Raw genomic sequence first — 21,569 nt, 5'->3', positions numbered from 1 at the left:
CTAGACCATGCAGTCAGCAAATCATGGAACTTTATTGGTGCCTGTAACACCTTTTAAAGAATAGAAGAAGAAAATGGAAAAGGATTACAGGACTTTTTATCTTTATTGAGACATCATCTGATAAATTTCGCTCATATATGTGGATTCAGATAACGCATCCGCAAAGTCATTCCATTCATTTTCGTTAAATACAAAAACAATCTCTGGACATGGAGTATCAATCAAAACCCGCATATCACCGTCAGGAAAACTAAAGTAATTACCTTTTACATTGCTTCTCATGGTGGCTGCGACAAAAGACTCAAACTGTAAATATCCTAAACTCAAGAGGAAAGAGTCTTGCCAAATATAAAATGTCTTACACTTCGTGCAATAACTGATATGGGATTTGCCTTTATGGCTAAGAACAACTGACTGACACATATGATTCGCTTAATATTAAAACATGATAATCTCTATATATATTTAGACTAATTATAAATAACAATCAAATGTAAAAATAAATTCTGAATCTGACGAATAAAAACAAAAAAAGGAGCAAAATATTTTTGCTCCTTTTTTTTGTTTTTAATTGAATGTTAATTCAATCCTCTTTTTATTAATAAGTATTTTGGATCGGGATCAGCACCTCTAAATGTTTTATACATTTGTGCTGCATCTCCTGTCCCGCCCTTTTCTAAAATATTACGACGGAATGAATCTGCAGTTGGCTGATCATACAGTGATTTTTCTTTAAAGGCCGCAAAAGCATCGGAGTCCAATACCTCAGACCAGATATAAGCATAGTAACCCGCTGAATAACCTCCTGCAAAAATATGCTGGAAATAAGTGCTTCTATATCTTGGTATAATGGCATCGATTAAACCAATCTTCTTCATGGCTCCTTTTTCAAAATCATTGATATTACCCGTTATTGGCGAAGTCGCAGCATGGTAGTTCATATCCAATAAGGAAGCCGCTAAATATTCCACTGTTGCAAACCCTTGATCAAAAGTTCCCGCTTTTTCCATTTTCGCAATTAGAGAATCTGGAATTGCTTCTTTTGTTTTATAATGCTTTGCATACTCTTTTAATACCTGTGGATCTGCTGCCCAATTTTCCATCACCTGAGAAGGCAACTCTACAAAATCTCTTGACACGGAAGTACCTGCTAAGCTTTTGTATTTTACATTTGATAATAATCCATGTAAGGCATGTCCAAACTCGTGGAATAAGGTAGTTGCTTCGTCAAAAGTTAATAATGCCGGTTCATCACCTACAGGTTTTGTAAAATTACAAACGATCGAGATTACAGGAGCATTGCGTTTACCTTCAGTTTTACTCTGGCTACGGAATGATGTCATCCAGGCACCGCTTCTTTTAGATTCACGAGGAAAAAAATCAGCATATAAAAGACCTAGATGTGATCCATCTTTGTCTTTTACTTCGTAGACTTCCACATCCTTTTGATAAACAGGAACATTATTAAGAGCAACGAATGTCAAACCATATAGTTTGTTTGCTACAGCAAATGCTCCTTCTCTCACAGTAGGTAAACTAAAGTAAGGTTTGATCTCCTCTTCGTTTAAAGCGAATCTTTTCTGACGAATAATCTCGGTATAGTATCTCCAATCATATGGTGCAACTTCAAAATTTCCGCCTTCTTCTTTTATTTCCTTATCGATATCTGCGGCTTCACCTTTTGCTTTATTGAGCGCCGGTGCCCACAATTTATTTAACAAGGCATATACATTAGCTGGATTTTGAGCCATCGATTCTTCTAACACGAATGCTGCATGAGATGGATAACCTAATAATTTTGCTTTGGATAATCTCAGGTTCGCCATCTTGCGCAAGATCTCCTTATTATCGGTGGCGTCATCATGATTGCCTTGTGTTTGGTATGCTTCCCAGATCTGTTTTCTTAATTCTCTATTTTTAGCATATTGCAAGAATGGCATGATAGAAGGGTTTTGTAGTGTAAAAACCCATTTTCCTTCTTTACCTTTTATTTTAGCCTCGTCGGCAGCAGCAGATTTCAAAGCCTCTGGTAAACCTTCCAATTGTGAAGCACTATCCACAACCAATTCGAAAGCTTTTGATTCGGTCATCAAATTTTGTCCAAACTGTACGGTTAATGAGGATAATTCTGAATTGATTTTTTTCAATTTTTCTTTATCCGCATCTTTCAAATTTGCGCCTGAACGGACAAATGATTTATAGGTTTCTTCCAACAATTTATTGTCTTCAACATCTAATCCTAAAGTTGCTTTTTTAGACCAGACAGCCTTGACTCTATCAAATAATTTAGCATTTAAGGAGATTTCATCCTGATGCGCAGACAATACAGGAGCTAGCTCTTTAGCAATTGCCTTCAGGCTATCGTTACTATTGGCTGAGTTTAAATTAGAAAAAACCGAAGATACATTTGTCAACAGTTTACCCGCATTTTCTAACGCCAAAATGGTATTGTTAAAAGATGGCTCTTCAGTATTATTAATAATTGTATCGATTTCTAAATTATGAACCTTAAGTGCTTCTTCAAAAGCTGGTTTGAAATGTTCGTCTTTAATTTTATCAAATGGAGGAACATTAAATGGAGTATCATAGGTCAATAATAGCGGATTGTCTGTCATTTGTTTCTTTTGTTCGCAACCAACAAAGGCTGTTGCCAAAATTAAAAAAAATGGCAAAAGTCGTTTTTTCTTCATTATTTATTTTTTTATTCTCGCAATAATTTGGGCAAAGTTACAAATATTTGATTAAGTAATACTTTTTAAAAAGATCAAAATAAGAATTGTATATTTATCACAATATTGTAATAACCAGAAAAGTAATGAAACAATTATTTATTTTTATTGTCCCTTTACCAATAAATCTTCTTTAATGAATCGTATCAATCATTTTTTCTTGTACTGTGCAGGTGTACATGAAGAGACCTTAAAAAAATATCCGCAAGAACACAATAAGTATGTCGCGATAGGTGCTACCATTTTCTTTACGGGTCTATTTGCTGCAATGTCGGGTGGATATGCCATGTATTTTGTTTTCAGCGGAACTTATCTGGATTGGTTATTAGCCATTGTTTTTGGAATTATCTGGGGATTGATGATTTTCAATATGGACCGCTATATTGTTCTGAGTATCAATAAATCAAAGACTGGAGGATTTCAATTCTTACAGGCTTTTCCTCGTATTCTTTTAGCTATATTAATCGGTATCGTGATCTCAAGACCACTGGAGCTGAAGATCTTTGATAAGGAAATTAGAGAAAATCTAAAAACAACTTACATCGCCAATGAACGTGCGAAAACGGATAGTTTGAATATCATTTTTAATAAAAAATATGCGTTTGAACTGAATCAATTGAAAGCATTGACGACTGAAAGGGATTCCTTAGATGCAAATATTAAAGCTGATCGTCAAAAACTCAACTATGAAATTTTTGGAAATAAAACCACGGAAACTTCGGGTGTGGTCGGATACGGTCCTTATGCTAAGCGTAAAGAACTGGAACTCGAAAGATCGAGCGTATATCTAGATAGCTTAAGGAGTAAAGTTAGCGTCAAAGAAAGTGTTATCCGGGATAAACAAAAAGTAGAAGGAATTTTGAACCAGAAGGGACTTTCAAATGCCAGTTTGGACAGTGCTGTTAATTTAGCAGGTTTTGCTGACCGAAACTCGGCGCTAGGTAATCTTAAAATAAAGGCAAATGGCAAGGTAGACCAGGCGACAGAAAACGCGGTGAACTTTATCGGGTTACTTTTTATTTTCTTAGAATGTTTACCCGTATTTGTGAAGCTTCTTTCAGGAAGAGATGCTTATGATCGAGCGATCCGCAATCAACGTATTATTGATGAATATGAAGCAGATGCTTCCATCGATACGGAGAAAGCAGCGATCGATCATTTGAAAGATGCTGCTATTGATATTTCGATCAATAAAAGGCTTAAAAAAATGAATGAAGGCATAGAAGAGGAGGTTTAATCCTCTTCTTCTATTTCTTCGTCTAAATATTTGGAATCGATTTGCTTATTTGCTTTGGCTCCTAACTTTTTCAAATTCTCCACTCGTCTGATCACATTTCCGGCACCAAAAGATAATTTTTTAGAGGCATCTTCATGACTTTTGAGAGCGCGTTGCAATTGAAGTTGTACTTGATCCATGTCGGTAAGGAAACCGTGAAATTTATCGTATAGTGCTCCTGCTTCTTTAGCGATTTCAATCACATTACGAGTCTGACGCTCTTGCTTCCAGATACTAGCAATCGTGCGTAAAGTTGCCAACAGCGTCGAGGGACTGACGATCACGACTTTCCTGTCCCAAGCATCACTAAAAAGATCTGGTTTTTCAGATACCGACATACTCAATGCTGATTCTATAGGCATAAAAAGTAATACGAAGTCTGGAGATTCAATACCATATAGTTCATGATAATTTTTTGCCGACAGATCTTTAACATGATTTTCTACTGATAATATATGTTGTCTTGCAAAAGCAGCACGTTCGATATCATCTTCGGCATTTACCCATCGCTCATAGGCTACTAGAGAAACTTTTGAATCGACAATCAAATGTTTATTTTCAGGTAGATCAATAATGGCATCGGGTTGCAGACGTCTTCCGTCCATATCGGTAATGGATGCCTGCAGTCTAAACTCACGATCTTTTACTAATCCTGAACGTTCTAACACGCGCTCTAATATGACCTCTCCCCAATTCCCCTGTTTCTTCGCGTCTCCTTTTAGCGCGCGTGTCAAATTGGTTGCTTCATCTTTGATCCGTAGACTTTGCTCCATCAATTGCTGGACAACACCTTTCAAAGAATTTCTTTCTGCGGCTTCCTGCGAATAGGTCTTATCTACTTTCTCTTCAAAAAGTTTGATTTTTTCCTTCAACGGATCCAAGATCAATCCTATCGACTTGGAGTTGGTTTCTGTAAAGCGAAGCGTTTTTTCTTCTAAAATCTTATTTGCTATGACCTGAAACTCGGCATTAAACTGACTCTTAATAGCTGCGATTTCAACTTTCTGCTCTTGAAATTTATCTTGTTGCGCTTCATAGAATGAACGTGTGCTTTCCAAAGATCGTTCAGCAATTAAAACATGCTCACGCTCTTTTTCCAATTCATCGCGCAACATCGCCCGCTCTTGCAATAAGCTCTGTTCGCGTTGCTGGGCTTTTGCCAGCTCTATGGCCATTGATTCCTTCTCCTGTCTCCACTGGCTATCATCTTGCTGTGAATCCTTCTTTTTCAAGGAAATTACAATTAGAACAACTAATAAAATGATAACGATTATAATATATACTGTTTCCATAAATTCGCTTAAATAAATAAAAAATGGTCCTTTTCAGACCATTGAGACTATTGTAGTTTTTGATGGGTTCGCCACCAAAGATCGGGCATTTCACCTGTGACAGCCATTTGGTAATCTTCATAACGACATGGCACGAGATGATAGCGTTCGTTTACAGATCGGGATCCAAAATAAGGAACTTGCATCCACCATCGATCTGATTTTTTACTTTTTACAAATACCAATTCATGGTCTTCATTTTCTAGGGTCGTCCTATAAATGATATAAGATGACTTTGGCAATAAGGGTGTATCTTGTTTACGGTTATAAAAGCCATCTATAAAACACCAGATCATTTGTGACACTAACATCGCTGTTTGTTGCATCGGATCATATGAGGGATTGAATTCATAAAACCCGATCGACGAACATTTGTCTGACATGCCTGCATAGCGCGCGATTTGACAAGCTTCATCTCCAAATAGGCCATTGGGCATCGCATTGGCATTGCCACATGCTTCGGATGCGCGAATAGCTCCAATATCAAAACTAACCACATCAGCGGCGCGTATCAACGGTTCGGACTGATCCATCCGACCTGCAATGGCTCCAACGCGTGTTGCATTGAAAAATAACTTATCATACATATTGAGCGACTCTTTGCTGACTAGATAAGTCTGGAAAGCGATATTACTCAAGTTGAACAGATAATCGGGCTCATGAAGAATAATGTGGTTTAGATACGATCTCGAATCTAAGGCTACATGTTCACTACTTTCCTGGTTGAGATCAAATCGGGCATCCACCACTGCAACTTCAACTTTTTGTCCCAGCTGTTGATATCCTAAATATTGTGCATAGGTCAGGTCTTGACCACCTCCAATAATAATTGGCAAAATATTTTCGCTCAACAATTCCTCTACCACAGCTCGCAATGCGGCATAGGTATCTGTCAACGTAGCCCCCGCTTTTATATTACCCAAGTCTACCGCATGAATCGCATAATCTCCTTGATAAAGCTGATAGAGGTGTTTGCGGATTGCGTCTGGAGACTTTGCACATCCTTGGTTATTTACTGATGCACGATCTTCCTCTACACCGATAATGGCCAATTGCGGTTTATCATCTTTATCCCACGTCGGAAATTGATCTTCATAAAAACGCAAAACATGACCGAGCTGCGAACGAAAGAAGCCTTCTTCTGGAAAGAGCTCTTGAGCAACAATGGGTGTAAAAAAAACGGATAATGACATATGATGAATTTGTATTGATGGTAATCAAAAGTTAAAACCTTGCCTTAGACAAATATCCATTTATTAACTTACTTTTGAAAACATTATTTTTAACGTTATCTTTATCATGTGATATTAATAACAGGAGGAACCGGATTCTTAGGGGCGACATTGATCAAGCAATTGATCGATTTGGGAATTGACGTAATAGCGACTAAACGCTCAACCTCTAGCATTCCACAACAGCTATTATCTTCGTCTTTAATCCAATGGATCGATGCCGACATATGTAACTATTTTGATTTGGAAGAAGCTTTTCCAAATATTACAGAGGTGTACCATTGCGCGGCTGTAGTATCGTATCAAAAGCAGGATGCTGCTTATATGAAAAAGGTGAATATTGAAGGTACTGCTCATATTGTTAATCTATGTTTGGAACATGGCGCCAGATTAGTTCACGTAAGTTCGGTCGCGGCATTGGGATCAAGCAAAAATCAGGCACCTGTCGATGAGAAGGATTATTGGGAATATGAACCTACGATGTCCAATTATGCTATTTCTAAATATGAAGGTGAGATGCAGGTGTGGAGAGGGATAGCAGAGGGGCTGGATGCTGTTATCGTCAATCCGTCTGTCATATTAGGAGCGGCGTCCGGAAGTAAGGGGTCTGGGGCTATCTTTTCGCTGATAAATAAAGGGCTAAAATATTATCCGACAGGTACTGTCGGGGTAGTGGATGTCGAGGATGTAGCGACTATTATGCGTCATTTAATGGCTGATAAGAATCTTTCGGGTGAACGATTTGTGATTAACAATGTGAACTTAAGCAATAAGGCATTACTGGATAGGGCAAGTGTGCTTATGGGAAAAACACCTCCTAAAATAGCGGTACCTCCAGTTGTACTTACTATTGCGGCTACTCTTGCAACACTGGTAGCGTCTATAAAAAATGAAAAATCGACGCTGACTAAAGACAGCGCAAGGGCTTCGAGTGAAAAGCTAGCTTATTCTGCGGCTAAATTGCAGCAGGTATTGCCTTTTACATACAAGCCTTTGGATATAACTTTAAAAGAAATCGCGACACGTTATAGTCAACAATAAACAATCTAAACCCTAAACAAACTAAACCGTGAAAAATTATTACATCATTGATTTTGACAGCACCTTTACGCAGGTAGAGGCTTTGGATGAATTGGCCAAGATTTCACTTGAACACCACCCAGATCGCGAACAGATATATCTGGAAATTGAGCGATATACAAATCTGGCTATGGAAGGAAAACTTTCTTTTCGTGAGGCTCTTTCTGGACGTGTTAAATTGCTTCAGGCAAATAGAAGTCACTTGGACAAACTGATCATACATCTTAAAAAGAAGGTCTCTACTTCTTTTTCTAGAAACAGAGAGTTCTTCAAAAAAAATGCGGATACTGCCTGGATTGTATCTGGTGGATTTAAAGAATTTATTACTCCTGTAGTGGTTCCTTACAATATCAAAATAGAAAATATTTATGCCAATACTTTCCGCTTTGATGAGCATGATAATATCATCGGATTTGATGAGTCTAATCCACTATCGGATGAGGGTGGTAAAGTAAAGTTGCTGCAAGAACTTAAAATAGATGGAACCATCTACGGTATTGGGGATGGATATTCTGATTTTCAATTAAAAGAATCTGGTCTTATCCAGAAATTCTTTGCATTTACTGAAAATATTTCCCGAAAAACAGTTACTGAAAGGGCTGATTTTATCACACCAAGTTTTGATGAATTTCTATATGTCAACAATCTGCCCCGTGCAATCTCTTATCCCAAAAATCGTATTTTATGTCTGATCGTTGGCGATGTTCCTGAGATAGCAGCCCATATTTTAAAACGGGATGGTTTCTCTATTCGTACCAAAGATACGTTTGAAGAAAAATATACAAAAGACGTCGGGATGCTCCTGCTGGGGAAAGATATCTCTGTATCGGAGGAGCAGTTGTCTCGCGCAGATAAGTTGAAGACAATTGGTGTCTTGGGCGATGCTAAAAATCATCTTAATAAAGAGGTGTGCAATGCAAAAGGTATTGTTGTTTTTGACGATAAAAAGGGCAAAAAGAGAAATGCGGAATATATCCCTAGAAGGATGGCCGATTTTATTAATAATGGGGATACCTATATGAGCCGTAACTTTCCGAATTTGCTGCTCCCTAAAGTAAAAGATGTCACTAGATTACTTCATATTCATAAGAATGTTCCGGGTATCATGGCTCAGATCAATCAGGTATATGCACAAAATGATATCAACATCATTTCTCAGTTTTTAATGACTAAGTCGGACATCGGTTATGCGGTTACGGATATCAAAGGCGAGTATGACCGGGATTTAATTAAGCAACTTAAAAAGGTTCAGAATACCATTAAATTTAGGATTTTATATTAAAAAAGTAAGAGGTTTTAAGGCGGTTACCGACGATCAACCGGATAGCTCTTTTCATCATCTTCTTTATCATGATCTACCAAAGGGGTCTTTCTGTCATAGGAAAGACCTTTTTTTAATAACGATATACTGCTGTTGGTGTCACGCAAATATCCAGTGGGATATCATGTATATCCACATCTTCGATCCCTGCTATCGGTTCAAAAAAAGATAGACCAACCTTTTGGACATCTGGCTTACATAGAGCCAAAAATCGGTCATAATATCCCTTTCCATAGCCTACCCGATGACCAAATTGATCTGAAATCAATAATGGAACTAACACAAGATCAATGTTTTTTTCATCTATATGAACACCGTCAACAGGCTCTGGTATCCCCCACTTATTAGGTTCTAATACGGCGTCGTTATAGCGATAATGGGTCATGCTATTTGATCGCATGTCCGATTTGGATATGACAATCTGTATGTGGGGATGAGTTTCTTTCAGATAATCGATCAATAAGAAGGTATTGGGTTCGTGAAATTTCAATATGGGTAAAAAGACATGACAAAATTTCACTTTATTCCATTCCAGACTTTTTAATTGCTGGAGTAAACATAGATTTAGCTCTAACTCCTTGTCTGGAGGAAGCTGTGTTCTCAAATGCTTATAATATGCTCTCAGTTCAGTCTTAGTCATACTAATAAAAAAAACGGCCTTGTAGCTGGGTGCTAACAAGACCGAATAATCAACCTAAACCTAAATCTTTATATTATTTAACACGCTCGATGTAATCACCGGTTTGCGTATCAATTTTTACTTTATCTCCTTGATTGATAAAAAGAGGTACTTTCACTTCAACTCCAGTTTCTACTGTTGCATTTTTCAATGCATTTGTCGAAGTATCTCCTTTTACTGCAGGCTCCGTATATGTAATTTCTAATTCCACACTCTTTGGAGCATGTGCCATAATCGCCTCATCACTTTCAAATGCGACAATCACGTTCATACCTTCTTTCAAGAATCGTGCCGAATTTCCGAATAGAAATTTAGGAATATTGAACTGCTCGTAGGTAGAATTATCCATCACTACGAAAAACTCATCCTCTTCATACAAATATTGATAATCGTTTGTTTCAACACGAGCAATTTCAACACTTTCGTCAACTCTAAAACGGTATTCTACTAATTTACCAGTTTTCACATTACGCATTCTTGCTTGATAGAAAGCACGTAAATTACCTGGTGTACGATGTATATATTCCTCAACAGCTACTAATTCACCGTTGAATCTTAAAACATTTCCTGACTTAACGTCTGATGCTTTTGCCATGATTTAAACTTTTATAATTATTTTCTGAGTTACAAAACTACACAATCTAATCTTTTTATAAAAATCTAATAATTATCAGCTTTTATAATCCGATATGGACAATGTTTGATCACAAAAAAGATATTCTTTCTCTTGGTTTGAACAGATGATAAACAATCTATCGCTATGCTTAGTCTTATCGACCAGTGCCAGATACCACTCCTCTCCTGCACGATCTAGATTACTTGTTGGCTCATCCAACAAAACTATTGTGGAGTCGCTACAGCAAGCTAAAGCCAATTTGACGCGTTGCTTCATTCCAGATGAAAAGTATTTGAGCTCTTTATCTATTGCTTTTTCAAGTCCTAATAATTGAACGACCTCAAGCTCACTATATCCCGCTAGGTACTTTTTAAATTTAAAATGAAATTGTATCTGCTCACGCAGCGTAAATTCCTCTATTAATTCGACATATGGAGTAGCAAGAGATAGGTATTGAAATATTTCTTCTGCTTCAACTGTTTTATTATTCCATTCAAAGGAAATATTTCCCGCAGAAGGTGTTAAACTTCCCGAGAGTACTTTTAACAGTGTTGACTTACCTGAACCATTGGGTCCAAGTATGGCGTATGATCGGCCAGATTCAAATGCATAATTGATATGCTTAAAAATCCATTCGCGATTATATCGTCTACCTACATCTGTTAAAATAATCTTCAAAATACCTGCAATTAAACAGCTCTTTGATTGAATCCCTTGATGACACCACGATTAGAGTTGCGTATAAAACCTAAGATTTCATCACGAATTTCTGTTGCCTGAAATTCTGCTTCAATGATCGCTGCTGCTTTTGTTAAATTTCTATTTTGAACAAATAATACACGATAAATATTTTGTATTTCCGCTATTTGTTCTTCTGTAAAACCTCTTCTTCTTAAACCTACTGAATTAATTCCAGCATAAGAAATAGGTTCACGTGCAGCTTTGATAAATGGAGGTACGTCTTTTCTTACTAATGTACCACCTGTCACAAAAGCATGCGAACCAATGGTACAGAATTGATGCACAGCTACCATTCCTGCCAAGACCACATAATCGCCGACAGTAATATGTCCAGCTAATGTACTGCTATTGGAAAATATACAATAATCACCTATTATACAATCGTGTGCGATATGGCTATATGCCTGAATTAAGCAATTTTTACCGATTACGGTACGGAATCTATCCTTTGTACCTCTATTGATAGTAACGCATTCACGAATTGTCGTATTATCTCCAATTTCAGCAGTGGTAATTTCTCCATCAAACTTCAAATCTTGAGGTTCACCTGAAATTACTGCTCCTGGATAAATTTTACAATTTTTCCCAATACGTGCCCCATCCATAATTGTCACATTGGAACCGATCCACGTTCCCTCTCCAATCACTACATCCTTATGGATCGTAGCAAATGGTTCTACAACAACATTTTGAGCAATTTTTGCTTCTGGATGTATATAAGCTAACGGCTGTATCATCTCTACTATTATTTTACTTTCACGATCTGAGCCATTAACTCAGCCTCGCAAACAACTTTTTCACCTACCATAGCAACACCCTTCATTTTTGCAATGCCTCTACGGATAGGTTCCGTCAAATCACATCTAAAAATAATCGTATCACCTGGACTTACTTGCACTTTAAAGCGTGCATTTTCTATTTTCAAGAATAATGTCAACCAATTTTCAGGATCCGGAACAGTACTTAATACTAAAATACCTCCCGTCTGTGCCATAGCTTCAATCTGCAATACACCCGGAAAAATTGGCGCACCAGGAAAATGTCCCATGAATAAATCTTCATTCATTGTCACATTTTTCAAGCCCACTACATGATTTTCTGTTAATTCTAAAATTTTATCAACCATTAACATGGGTTGACGATGAGGCAAAATCTTCATAATCTGAACCGTGTCATACACCGGTGTCATATTGGGATCATATACCTTTATCTTTTTTGTATTTTTATCCTTGCGGATTTGTTCTTTAATTTTCTTTGCAAAGGCCACATTGGCAGCATGTCCTGGTCTTGCAGCCATGACATGTCCTTTCAATGGTCTACCTACTAACGCTAAGTCACCTACCATATCCAATAACTTGTGACGTGCAGGTTCATTTTGATGACGCAACTGAATATTGCTCAAGATACCTTCTTTTGCGACAGTAACATCATCACGATTGAATAAATGTGATAATTTCTTTAATTCTTCAGGAGAAGTCTCTTTATCTACGATCACAATCGCATTACTCAAATCACCGCCTTTAATCAAGCCATTGTCCACCAACATTTCTAATTCATGTAAAAAACAGAATGTTCTTGAGGAGGATATTTCTTTAGAAAAGTCTTCAATTTTATTAATCGCAGCATGCTGACTTCCTAAGACCGGAGAATTAAAATCAATCATACATGTTAAGCGATAACCATCAAGGGGCATAGCGATGATTTCAACTTTGCGATCGGCTTCTATATGATGAATACTATTGGTGATTTCATAATAATCACGATCAGCGTCCAACTCTTCGAAACCTGCTTCTTCAAATTTTTTAATAAAAATTGCTGAGCTGCCATCTAGAATAGGTACTTCAGGTCCATCTATTTCGATTAATACGTTGTCAATCTGTAAACCTACTAAAGCTGCCATTAAATGTTCAATGGTACTTACACTTGCACCATGCTGTGAAATGGTTGTACCTCTTGATGTATCTGTCACGTTATCTGCATCAACCAGTACTTCAGGCTGACCATCTAAATCAATTCTTTTAAACTTATACCAATGATTTTCAGGAGCTGGTTTTATCGTCATCGAAACAGTTTTACCTGTATGTAAACCCACTCCGGATATAACCACATCTTGCTTGATGGTTCTTTGTTTTACATTCATTTCTACCATATATTTAATCAAAATCGACCATAAGGTTCTTTATGATTTCAAATTTTCCTTTAACAATCGTTCTAATTCTCTCACTCGTTTTTCCAAATCAGGCAATTTCGCATAAATAACTTGCGATCTCATATTTGACTGATAGGCCAAAACTGGACTTCCTGCCCACTTTTTATCCGCCTCCACAATTGATCTATTGATTCCGGACTGCGCCTGCACTTGGCTTCGATCAGCAATACTGATATGTCCTACCACACCAACTTGACCTCCTAAAATCACATTTTCACCGATTTTACTACTGCCAGAAACACCCGTCTGAGCAGCTATAACGGTATTTTTCCCTAGCTCCACGTTGTGGGCGATTTGAATCAAGTTGTCCAATTTCACCCCTTTATGTAATATGGTCGAACCCATAGTCGCACGGTCAATAACCGTATTAGCACCTATTTCGATATCATCTTCAATAATTACATTTCCGATTTGCGGAACTTTTGTATAAGTACCATCTTCCTGTGGAGCAAAGCCAAAACCATCAGATCCAACAACTGTTCCTGAATGTACCGTTACATTGCTCCCCAAAATACAATCTTGATAAATCTTAACTCCAGGAAATAATGTGCTATTGTCTCCAATCACGACATGATCTCCAATATAGACTTGAGGATAAATCTTGACATTCTTACCGATTTTGCAAGCCTTGCCGATATAGACGAAAGCTCCTATATAACCGTCTTCGCCTATTTCAGTCGTATCATGCACATATGATGGTTCTTCTCGACCTTTTCGGTCCAAACGGACCTCATTATAGAGATTCAATAGTGTTGAGAATGCAGTATAAGCATTTTTAACACGAATCAATGTTAACGTTGATTTTGGAGTCGCTAATAATTGTTGATCTTCATTAACAATGACAATAGAAGCATTAGTTTCATATAAAAATTGCTCATATTTAGGATTTGATAGAAATGAAAGATCCCCTAGAGAAGCTTCTTCTATTTTCGCTAAATTTGAGACTTCTATATCAGGATTCCCCTCTATTGATCCATTTAATAAGGATGCTATTTGTTGAGCAGTAAATTGCATGCTACAAAGCTATGTTTTTTTATTATATTTTAATTATTTTTTAGATGGAATTGATATATATCCGAGCTCTTTTGGATAACACAGAGCAAACTTTTGCACTTTTTTTGCTAATGCCTCTAAATTTGATAAATCTGATGCTTCTGCAATATCAATTATCTCTCCGGTCTTCATTAATATCTTAATGGTATCATGATGGAGGTCATATGCACTATTGTGAATGGCCTGTGTAAAGACATAATATTGCAACTCATCGTCACTTACCTTAAAATGATCCTTTACACGTTGATAAACCAGATCCATCAGCTCATCCGAAAATGGCTCATTGCTCATAATGGTACGATATAACTCACGGCTCATCAGTTTTTGACACATTGCCCGCAGAATATCATCTTCATGTTGCGCCCACGTTTTTATAGCAGACATAATATCTGTATCATCTAAACGGGTGAACCAGTCAAGATGTAACTCATCGGCTAAGAAATTATTTTTATCAATTTTCTGCGTTAAGAACCACCTAAAAGCAGGTGTTGCAAATAGGCTGATCCCCTTACTTGAAAGTTCCTTTGCTCGTTTAAGTATTTTAATTAATAACTGTTCGGCACCAACGACGGTCTTATGCAAATAAACCTGCCAATACATTAATCGTCTGGCAATCAAGAATTTTTCTACGGAATAGATCCCCTTTTCCTCTACAACTAATTCGTCATCCACAACGGCCAGCATGGCGATGATGCGGTCAAATGAAATCACTCCCTCCGATACTCCTGTAAAAAAACTATCTCTATTCAAGTAATCCATTCGATCGGTATCCAACTGACCAGAAACCAGTTGATGGAAAAAATTGCGATGGTACTGATTATTAAAAATGGTAATGGCCAAATCTAGTTTTCCACCAAATTCTTTATTAATACGATCCATTAATAGCGATGACAACATCTCATGAGAAACGCCATCAATAATGGTATGTTCCAAAGAGTGAGAAAAAGGACCGTGACCGATATCATGCAGCAGAATAGCTGCAAGCACAGCTTCCTGTTCTTGCTCACTGATCTCGATACCTTTGCTTTTCAGGGTTTCCAAAGCTAGCGACATGAGATGCATCGCGCCTATTGCATGCTGAAACCGCGTATGCAAAGCTCCCGGATAGACCAAATGCGTCATACTGACTTGCTTGATATAGCGTAAACGCTGAAAGTAAGGATGCTGTATGAGTTCAAAAATTAATCCTGGAGGTATGGAAACAAATCCATATACAGGGTCATTTATTATCTTTTTCTTAATCAACTTATAAATGTATTATATCTTATTTTAATACGACAAACAATAGTCCAATAAAATTGTTGCTCCTTTATAATAAAGTTGAGCCAGTTTATTTCTCTCTTCTAGGAGTTAAATATTTAGCACAAATATAATTAGTTTAAGTCGTTAACAAGTGTTAAAAATAATACGCTAAGCGCCTTTTTTATTTAAGTTCGTACTTATTATCATAAAAAATCAAAAAACACGCGATTACTCCCCTAGCTACCTAAACACAAAAACAAAGGAATTGAATCGTTTTTGATTACAGTAAATAAAACAACATGCAAAAAACACATATACTTTGGGCAGATGATGAAATTGACTTTTTAAAGCCTCATATTCTATTACTAGAGGAAAGAGGTTATAAAGTCAAGACAGTAAATAATGGAAATGATGCGGTCGATGCGTTTAAGGAAGGTGTATTTGATCTAGTCTTCCTCGATGAAAACATGCCCGGCTTGACTGGTCTGGAAACATTGGTGATATTAAAATCGATCAATCCGACAGTACCAACGGTACTGGTCACTAAAAATGAAGAAGAACACGTCATGGAGGATGCCATTGGATCCAAAATCGACGATTACTTAATAAAACCTGTTAACCCCAAACAGATTCTCTTGACGATCAAAAAGCTGACAGAGAATAAAAGACTGGTGAATGAGAAAACATCTATGGCTTATCAACAAGATTTTAGAAACTTGGGTATGGTCTTGAATGATGATCTCAATTTTAAACAATGGATAGAGGCTTATAGAAAGCTGATATATTGGGAGCTTTCTTTAGAAAAATTAGAAGATGCTGGCATGCATGATATCTTGAAGATGCAAAAGTCAGAAGCTAATGTACAGTTTTCAAAGTTTATCGAGCGCAACTACTTGAACTGGATGAAAAATCCGGATCAGTCTCCAATTTTATCTCATCAGCTTTTCAAGAAAAAGGTATTTCCGCAACTCACAGAAGATAAACCCACATTTTTCTTTTTGATTGACAATTTGCGTTATGATCAATGGAAAGTGATCAATGAAGTGATTACCGATTATTTTAGATTGGAAGAAGAGGATACCTATTACAGTATTCTCCCTACAGCTACCCAATATGCCCGAAACGCTATTTTTAGTGGATTGACACCTTTAGAAATGGAGAAAAGATTTCCTAAAATGTGGCAAAATGATGAAGATGAAGGTGGTAAAAATTTATATGAGGATAAATTTTTGGAGGATCAGATCACACGTGTATACCGCAAACCGATTAAACACTCCTATACTAAGGTATTGACCTTAGATCAGGGAAAGGATGTCGTAGACAGCCTGAGCAACTTAATGCAAAACAATCTCAATGTTCTCGTGTACAACTTCGTTGATATGCTTTCGCACGCAAGAACAGATATGGCTATGATCCGCGAGTTGGCCAATAATGAAGCGGCATACCGTTCATTGACGTTGTCCTGGTTTGAGCATTCTCCTTTATTTGAGGCGCTCAAATGGTTATCTCAGCGCAACGTCAAGGTGATCATAACGACTGATCATGGAACTATAAAAGTAAAAAAACCGAGCAAAATAGTGGGCGATCGTAATACCAATACCAACTTGAGGTACAAACAGGGTAAAAACTTAAACTTTATTGATAAGGACGTTTTTTTTATCAAAAATCCACATGACGCACAACTTCCAAAGTTACATATGAGTTCTTGTTTCGTATTTGTCAAAGAGGAGTCTTATTTTGTATATCCAAACAATTACAACCAATTTGTCAATTATTTTAATGAAACTTTTCAGCATGGAGGAATTTCATTGGAAGAAATGATTATTCCTTTTGCTACTTATACGTCCAAATAACTAATTTTGCAGCATGGTAATCGAAGTCAATCAACTATCGGAGTTAGATCATGCTGCAAAACTCCTTTTAAATTCTTTTCCTGATGACCGCGTTTTTCTTTTTTACGGAAAGATGGGCGCAGGCAAAACAACCTTTATAAAGGCGCTTTGTAAGGTACTAGAGGTAGAAGACAATACTTCTAGCCCTACGTTTTCGATTGTCAATGAATATAGCTCATCCCAAGGTCCAATATTCCATTTCGATTTTTACAGAATAAAAGAAGAAGAAGAAGCCTACGACTTCGGTTATGAAGACTATTTTTACTCTGGAAATTATTGTTTCGTAGAGTGGCCTAATAGAATCCCCAACTTGCTGCCTGATGATGCTAAAACAATCGAAATTGAGATCACCTCATCGACCAGCAGAAAAATAATCATAAAATAGTTGCACCCCACGCAACCTTTGCCTTTTATCTTACGTCTTCCTAATATAAACTGACTAAATTTTGGAAAACGTAAGTATAGATTCAATATGGAAAAAATGTCTTCATGGAGACAGAAAAGCTCAATACCATCTGTATCAATTGTTTTCTAAAAAAATGTATGTGGTCTGCCTTCGCTATGCAAATGATAGCTTGGAAGCAGAGGATATACTTCAAATTGGTTTTGTAAAAGTCTTCACTAAATCGCACTTATTTTCAGATCATGGATCTTTAGAAGGATGGATTAGAAAAATTATGGTCAACACTGCAATTGAGGTACAAAGAAAAAATAAAATCAGCTATGTAGAACCTCTTGAAAATGAGATCGCTCACCAAAGAACACATCATACAGAGGGTGATCATCTACATTACAAAGATCTCATAACACTGATACATCAATTGCCTATCGGATACCGTACCGTATTTAATCTATATGCTATCGAAGGTTATACTCATAAGGAAATCGCAGAGATGCTCCGTATTAGTGAAGGAAATTCAAAATCCCAATTATCACGAGCGAGACAATGGTTGCAAACAAGATTATTAAAAATTGAGGCATTAACGTTATGAAAAATCAAGACATAGATAAATTACTTCGGGACCATTTTAATAAACTTGATATTCAGCCCAGTACCGATATCTGGAAAAAGATTGAAGCGGAACTTGATGAGCAAAAAGTAATCTCCATAAGCAAAAAAACAACTCGGCTAAAGGTGATTGGTACGGCAGCGGCAATCTTGGTTGGTATTGGTATTGTGAGTCTTGTACTGCAACGACAGTCAGCTAATCGACCAGATCATATAAAATATGCCGATCGCAAAATGGATCGAGAAATGAACACTCCGCCAAAGGCTGCATCAAAGGTAGAACCCCTGCCCATCGAAAGGCAGGTACAGCTGTCTGTCAGACCGGTCAACAAAGGTAATCAGCGTGAAAACAGCTCGGCAAATGCTATTGAAACGGACATGAAGGTCGTTGCGATTCAAACATCACAAGCATTTGAGCGATTAAAGATGGGGAAAGAGCAACCGCTGATGGTTGTTGTCGACACACAGACACAGGTGGCACATGTCCTTGAATATATTCCGATCAAACCGTTGATCGAAAATCCTGACGAGGAGAATAGTATGATGGCTTCCACCGGCACAAACTCACAGACTGTGGTAACCAAAGTGCTGAATGTACTCAGCAAAACCATCAATCAGGGAAATAGTGCAGAAGTACAGTTCAGCAATGATGACGAAGGATCCTTACAGATTGATATCCTGAATAGCCTAGTTAAAAATAAAAAAAGAAAAAAGTAACACCTTATAAACTCTTTCCATATGAAAAAACATATCGTATCGTTGGTATTCACCGGTATCCTAACTTGCTGCATCGCAATAAAGGCACAGGCACAACAGGACAGCACCAAAAAAATTAATATTTCAACCCGTATTTTAGGTAAACAAGATAGCGATAAAGCTGACAGTACTGACAAGCCTGCTGTGTCCAAGTATCCGAAAACATTCGGTGGAATTACATTTTCTCGTATTGATTGGGGTTTTTCAAGATTGATCAATGACGGAAGTTTCACTTTAAATGAAAATAACGAGTTTTTAGAGTACAAGAAAGCTTCCAATTTTGGGTTTGATATTGCACAATTTGGCATTCGCTTCAGCGATCAATTCAAAACATATATATCGACGGGTTTTGAATGGAATTATCTGAGATTAAAACATAATGTTTTATTAGATCAGGATGCGACACCTTTAGACTATTCCTATCCTGATGACATCACTTATAAGAAAAATGTATTCACTTCCACCTATCTACGTGTTCCATTGACGTTTGAACTGAGAAGTAAAAAATTTAGAAATGGTGATCGCGCCAAACTTGCTTTTGGAGCCATGACCGGAATCTTAATAAAAGGAAGCCAGCGTCTAAAAAGTCGTGAGCAAGGTAGTCAAAAATTTAAGGACAACTATAACTTGGCGAGTTTTCAATATGGGGCATTTGCAAGGCTAGGTTATGATTCTATGGGAGTTTTTGTCAAATACTATTTCAACGATATGTTTGAAAACAGCCCAAATCAAGACGGTTTAAATAATTTTACTTTTGGTCTAACATTAGGTTTTTAGAGTAGAATAATATTAAAATGCTTAATTTTAAGCCGAATTAATACATTCGGCTTTTTATTTTGCATACTATGTTACAATCTTCATGTCAGTACGTTCCGTTTGATCAAGAAGTCCCCGGACTTCCTTATATCCACCTTGAAAATCTTAGTTTTTCATTTTCAGAGCGTGCTGAATATTTAGCCGTATCGCAAGCAAACTTAGGCATACAAGAAGGTAAAATCACAGCAATTATTGGTGAATCTGGAAGTGGGAAAAGTACGCTTCTGCGATTAATCTATGGTCTTTTGGAGCCTTTAAGTGGCGAAGTTCGCTATAAAGGATGGTTGGTACCCACTAGAAAAGACAAATTGATACCTGGACATCAAGATATGAAACTGGTGTCTCAGGGTTTTGATGATTTAAATACATTTGCCAATGTGTGGGACAATGTAGCTTCGCAGTTGCCGAATACCAATATAGAAGCTAAGCAAAGTAAAACTTCTGCTATTCTCAAACGCTTGCGAATTGACCATCTTGCTAAGAAAAGAATCGCAGACATCAGTGGCGGTGAAAAACAACGCGTTGCCATCTGCAGAGCATTGGTCAATGATCCTCAGGTACTATTGATGGACGAACCCTTCAATCAGGTCGATGCTTCCTTTAGAGATACGTTGCAACAAGATATCAAGCAAATTGTGGTCGACACTGGTCTTACCATCATCCTGGTATCCCATGATCCAACTGAAGTCTTAGCATTGGCGGACGATCTGATCGTCATGAAAGATGGTCAGATATTAGATCAAGGACATCCTCGTGAACTGTACGACAAACCCACCAATCCTTATACAGCACTCTTATTGGCCAAAAGCAATATATTGAGTAGTGAGGCGGCAAAAGCACTTGGTATCGATAGTGACTCGACGATCATCATCCATCAAGAATGGATATCCGTCTTACCTTCAAGTACGACTGGAGGTTTTAAACTGATCGATATCCGTTTTAGGGGGTTTTATTATGAACTAGTAGTGGCTAATTCTGATCTTCAACTACATGCCATCAGTATAACTCCTACTTCCTTACAGATAGGTGCCGATGTAACAGTAAAAATTGAGAAATATATTAGTCTTTAAGCAATAGGCTATCTAAAAGAGCAATGAGTTGATTAAACTCCTTTTCTTCATAGCCTACGGACTGATAAATGATATGACCCTGTGTATCGAGAATAACATTTCGTGGAATACCTTGCTCTGCAAATAGGCCAAATACGTTTCTTTTGAGATCGGGATAAATAGGTAAGGTAAACTGATGTTCAGAAACAAAGGGATCAATCTTATCCCAATTTTGCTCTCTTGCCAAGACCAACAAGGCAAACTTTGGGTGCTCTTTATATTTTTCCCATATTTCCTTTTGCAACCTCGGCAATTCCTCTCTACATGGTGGGCACCAGGTAGCAAAAAAGTTAAGCAGGACAATCTTACCCTTTAGATCTGCACTAGAAACCAGTTCACCATTTTTATTAGGAACGGCAAATTCGGGCGCAGGTTCATGAAGGGCAACTTTCCATCCGCTTTCAGCTGTTTGTGCTTGTGATACACAAAACAAAAAAACACATACCAATCCTAAAATATACTTCATTACGTTTTCTTG

21 protein-coding genes are annotated in these 21,569 nt (G+C 37.3%); 9 read left to right on the top strand and 12 right to left on the bottom strand.

All coding sequences use genetic code 11. The annotated features are described in order from the left end of the window. Positions 1–102: 102 nt before the first annotated feature. Together AC06G9_RS01050 and AC06G9_RS01045 are read right to left on the bottom strand one after the other, a co-directional pair. Positions 103–327, bottom strand: coding sequence for a hypothetical protein (locus AC06G9_RS01050; RefSeq protein WP_248754983.1), 225 nt, complete (start codon positions 325–327; stop codon positions 103–105). A gap of 251 nt (positions 328–578) precedes the next feature. After that, entirely contained in the window at positions 579–2,690 is a 2,112-nt protein-coding gene (locus tag AC06G9_RS01045; RefSeq protein WP_346569274.1) for a M3 family metallopeptidase, read from the bottom strand. 175 nt (positions 2,691–2,865) lie between these two features. Between AC06G9_RS01045 and AC06G9_RS01040 the strand changes: the two genes are divergently transcribed. Beyond that, positions 2,866–3,966, top strand: coding sequence for a DUF4407 domain-containing protein (locus tag AC06G9_RS01040; RefSeq protein WP_045752612.1), 1,101 nt, complete (start codon positions 2,866–2,868; stop codon positions 3,964–3,966). On the opposite strand, the gene AC06G9_RS01035 is transcribed toward AC06G9_RS01040, so the two are convergent. Continuing rightward, positions 3,963–5,297, bottom strand: coding sequence for a DNA recombination protein RmuC (locus AC06G9_RS01035; RefSeq protein ID WP_346569276.1), 1,335 nt, complete (start codon positions 5,295–5,297; stop codon positions 3,963–3,965). The genes AC06G9_RS01040 and AC06G9_RS01035 overlap by 4 nt on opposite strands. 47 nt (positions 5,298–5,344) lie before the next feature. After that, positions 5,345–6,529, bottom strand: coding sequence for a formimidoylglutamase (locus AC06G9_RS01030; RefSeq protein ID WP_346569277.1), 1,185 nt, complete (start codon positions 6,527–6,529; stop codon positions 5,345–5,347). A gap of 108 nt (positions 6,530–6,637) precedes the next feature. Here AC06G9_RS01030 and AC06G9_RS01025 point away from each other — a divergent pair, with 108 nt between their 5' ends. Together AC06G9_RS01025 and AC06G9_RS01020 are read left to right on the top strand one after the other, a co-directional pair. Beyond that, the gene (locus AC06G9_RS01025) at positions 6,638–7,609 is read left to right on the top strand and encodes an NAD-dependent epimerase/dehydratase family protein (RefSeq protein WP_248754987.1); all 972 of its coding nucleotides are present in this window, start codon (positions 6,638–6,640) and stop codon (positions 7,607–7,609) included. A gap of 28 nt (positions 7,610–7,637) precedes the next feature. Then, a complete protein-coding gene (locus AC06G9_RS01020; RefSeq protein ID WP_045752616.1) occupies positions 7,638–8,930 on the top strand; it encodes an HAD-IB family phosphatase in 1,293 nt (430 codons plus the stop codon). A 112-nt stretch (positions 8,931–9,042) separates the two neighbouring features. On the opposite strand, the gene AC06G9_RS01015 is transcribed toward AC06G9_RS01020, so the two are convergent. The 7 genes from AC06G9_RS01015 to AC06G9_RS00985 form a co-directional block, all read right to left on the bottom strand. Beyond that, positions 9,043–9,609, bottom strand: a complete 567-nt coding sequence (locus AC06G9_RS01015; protein ID WP_293928532.1) for a 5-formyltetrahydrofolate cyclo-ligase — start codon at positions 9,607–9,609, stop codon at positions 9,043–9,045. Positions 9,610–9,682: 73 nt separating this feature from the next. Further along, the gene (gene efp / locus AC06G9_RS01010) at positions 9,683–10,243 is read right to left on the bottom strand and encodes an elongation factor P (RefSeq protein ID WP_094771921.1); all 561 of its coding nucleotides are present in this window, start codon (positions 10,241–10,243) and stop codon (positions 9,683–9,685) included. 75 nt (positions 10,244–10,318) lie between these two features. After that, the gene (locus AC06G9_RS01005; RefSeq protein ID WP_045752619.1) at positions 10,319–10,942 is read right to left on the bottom strand and encodes an ABC transporter ATP-binding protein; all 624 of its coding nucleotides are present in this window, start codon (positions 10,940–10,942) and stop codon (positions 10,319–10,321) included. Positions 10,943–10,953: 11 nt separating this feature from the next. After that, entirely contained in the window at positions 10,954–11,742 is a 789-nt protein-coding gene (gene lpxA, locus AC06G9_RS01000; RefSeq protein WP_045752620.1) for an acyl-ACP--UDP-N-acetylglucosamine O-acyltransferase, read from the bottom strand. Positions 11,743–11,750: 8 nt separating this feature from the next. Then, positions 11,751–13,145, bottom strand: coding sequence for a bifunctional UDP-3-O-[3-hydroxymyristoyl] N-acetylglucosamine deacetylase/3-hydroxyacyl-ACP dehydratase (locus AC06G9_RS00995; RefSeq protein ID WP_248754989.1), 1,395 nt, complete (start codon positions 13,143–13,145; stop codon positions 11,751–11,753). Positions 13,146–13,184: 39 nt separating this feature from the next. Then, complete coding sequence (gene lpxD, locus AC06G9_RS00990; RefSeq protein ID WP_094771920.1) at positions 13,185–14,228, bottom strand: UDP-3-O-(3-hydroxymyristoyl)glucosamine N-acyltransferase; 1,044 nt, start codon at positions 14,226–14,228, stop codon at positions 13,185–13,187. 33 nt (positions 14,229–14,261) lie between these two features. Further along, complete coding sequence (locus AC06G9_RS00985) at positions 14,262–15,512, bottom strand: HD domain-containing protein (RefSeq protein ID WP_045752623.1); 1,251 nt, start codon at positions 15,510–15,512, stop codon at positions 14,262–14,264. A gap of 296 nt (positions 15,513–15,808) precedes the next feature. On the opposite strand from AC06G9_RS00985, the gene porX reads away from it, so the two are divergent. The 6 genes from porX to AC06G9_RS00955 all read left to right on the top strand — a co-directional run bounded on the left by porX (position 15,809) and on the right by AC06G9_RS00955 (position 21,052). Next, positions 15,809–17,362 (top strand): T9SS response regulator signal transducer PorX, encoded by a 1,554-nt coding sequence (gene porX, locus AC06G9_RS00980; RefSeq protein ID WP_480957390.1) that lies wholly within the window; start codon positions 15,809–15,811, stop codon positions 17,360–17,362. 13 nt (positions 17,363–17,375) lie between these two features. Next, positions 17,376–17,786 (top strand): tRNA (adenosine(37)-N6)-threonylcarbamoyltransferase complex ATPase subunit type 1 TsaE, encoded by a 411-nt coding sequence (gene tsaE, locus AC06G9_RS00975; RefSeq protein WP_480957389.1) that lies wholly within the window; start codon positions 17,376–17,378, stop codon positions 17,784–17,786. Between the two features lie 61 nt (positions 17,787–17,847). Beyond that, positions 17,848–18,393: an RNA polymerase sigma factor gene (locus tag AC06G9_RS00970; RefSeq protein ID WP_045752626.1), complete on the top strand. Its 546-nt coding sequence runs from the start codon at positions 17,848–17,850 to the stop codon at positions 18,391–18,393. Then, entirely contained in the window at positions 18,390–19,127 is a 738-nt protein-coding gene (locus tag AC06G9_RS00965) for a hypothetical protein (RefSeq protein WP_480957388.1), read from the top strand. Before AC06G9_RS00970 ends, AC06G9_RS00965 begins: the two co-directional genes overlap by 4 nt. A gap of 21 nt (positions 19,128–19,148) precedes the next feature. Then, positions 19,149–19,943 (top strand): outer membrane beta-barrel protein, encoded by a 795-nt coding sequence (locus AC06G9_RS00960; RefSeq protein ID WP_293928539.1) that lies wholly within the window; start codon positions 19,149–19,151, stop codon positions 19,941–19,943. Between the two features lie 68 nt (positions 19,944–20,011). Next, entirely contained in the window at positions 20,012–21,052 is a 1,041-nt protein-coding gene (locus AC06G9_RS00955; protein ID WP_045752629.1) for an ABC transporter ATP-binding protein, read from the top strand. On the opposite strand, the gene AC06G9_RS00950 is transcribed toward AC06G9_RS00955, so the two are convergent. Further along, positions 21,042–21,557, bottom strand: a complete 516-nt coding sequence (locus AC06G9_RS00950) for a TlpA family protein disulfide reductase (RefSeq protein ID WP_248754993.1) — start codon at positions 21,555–21,557, stop codon at positions 21,042–21,044. The two genes, AC06G9_RS00955 and AC06G9_RS00950, sit on opposite strands and share 11 nt — an antisense overlap. Between the last annotated feature and the right edge of the window lie 12 nt (positions 21,558–21,569).

This window comes from Sphingobacterium sp. MAE, from assembly GCF_056711605.1.
This window is presented reverse-complemented; position numbering and strand designations above follow the sequence as displayed.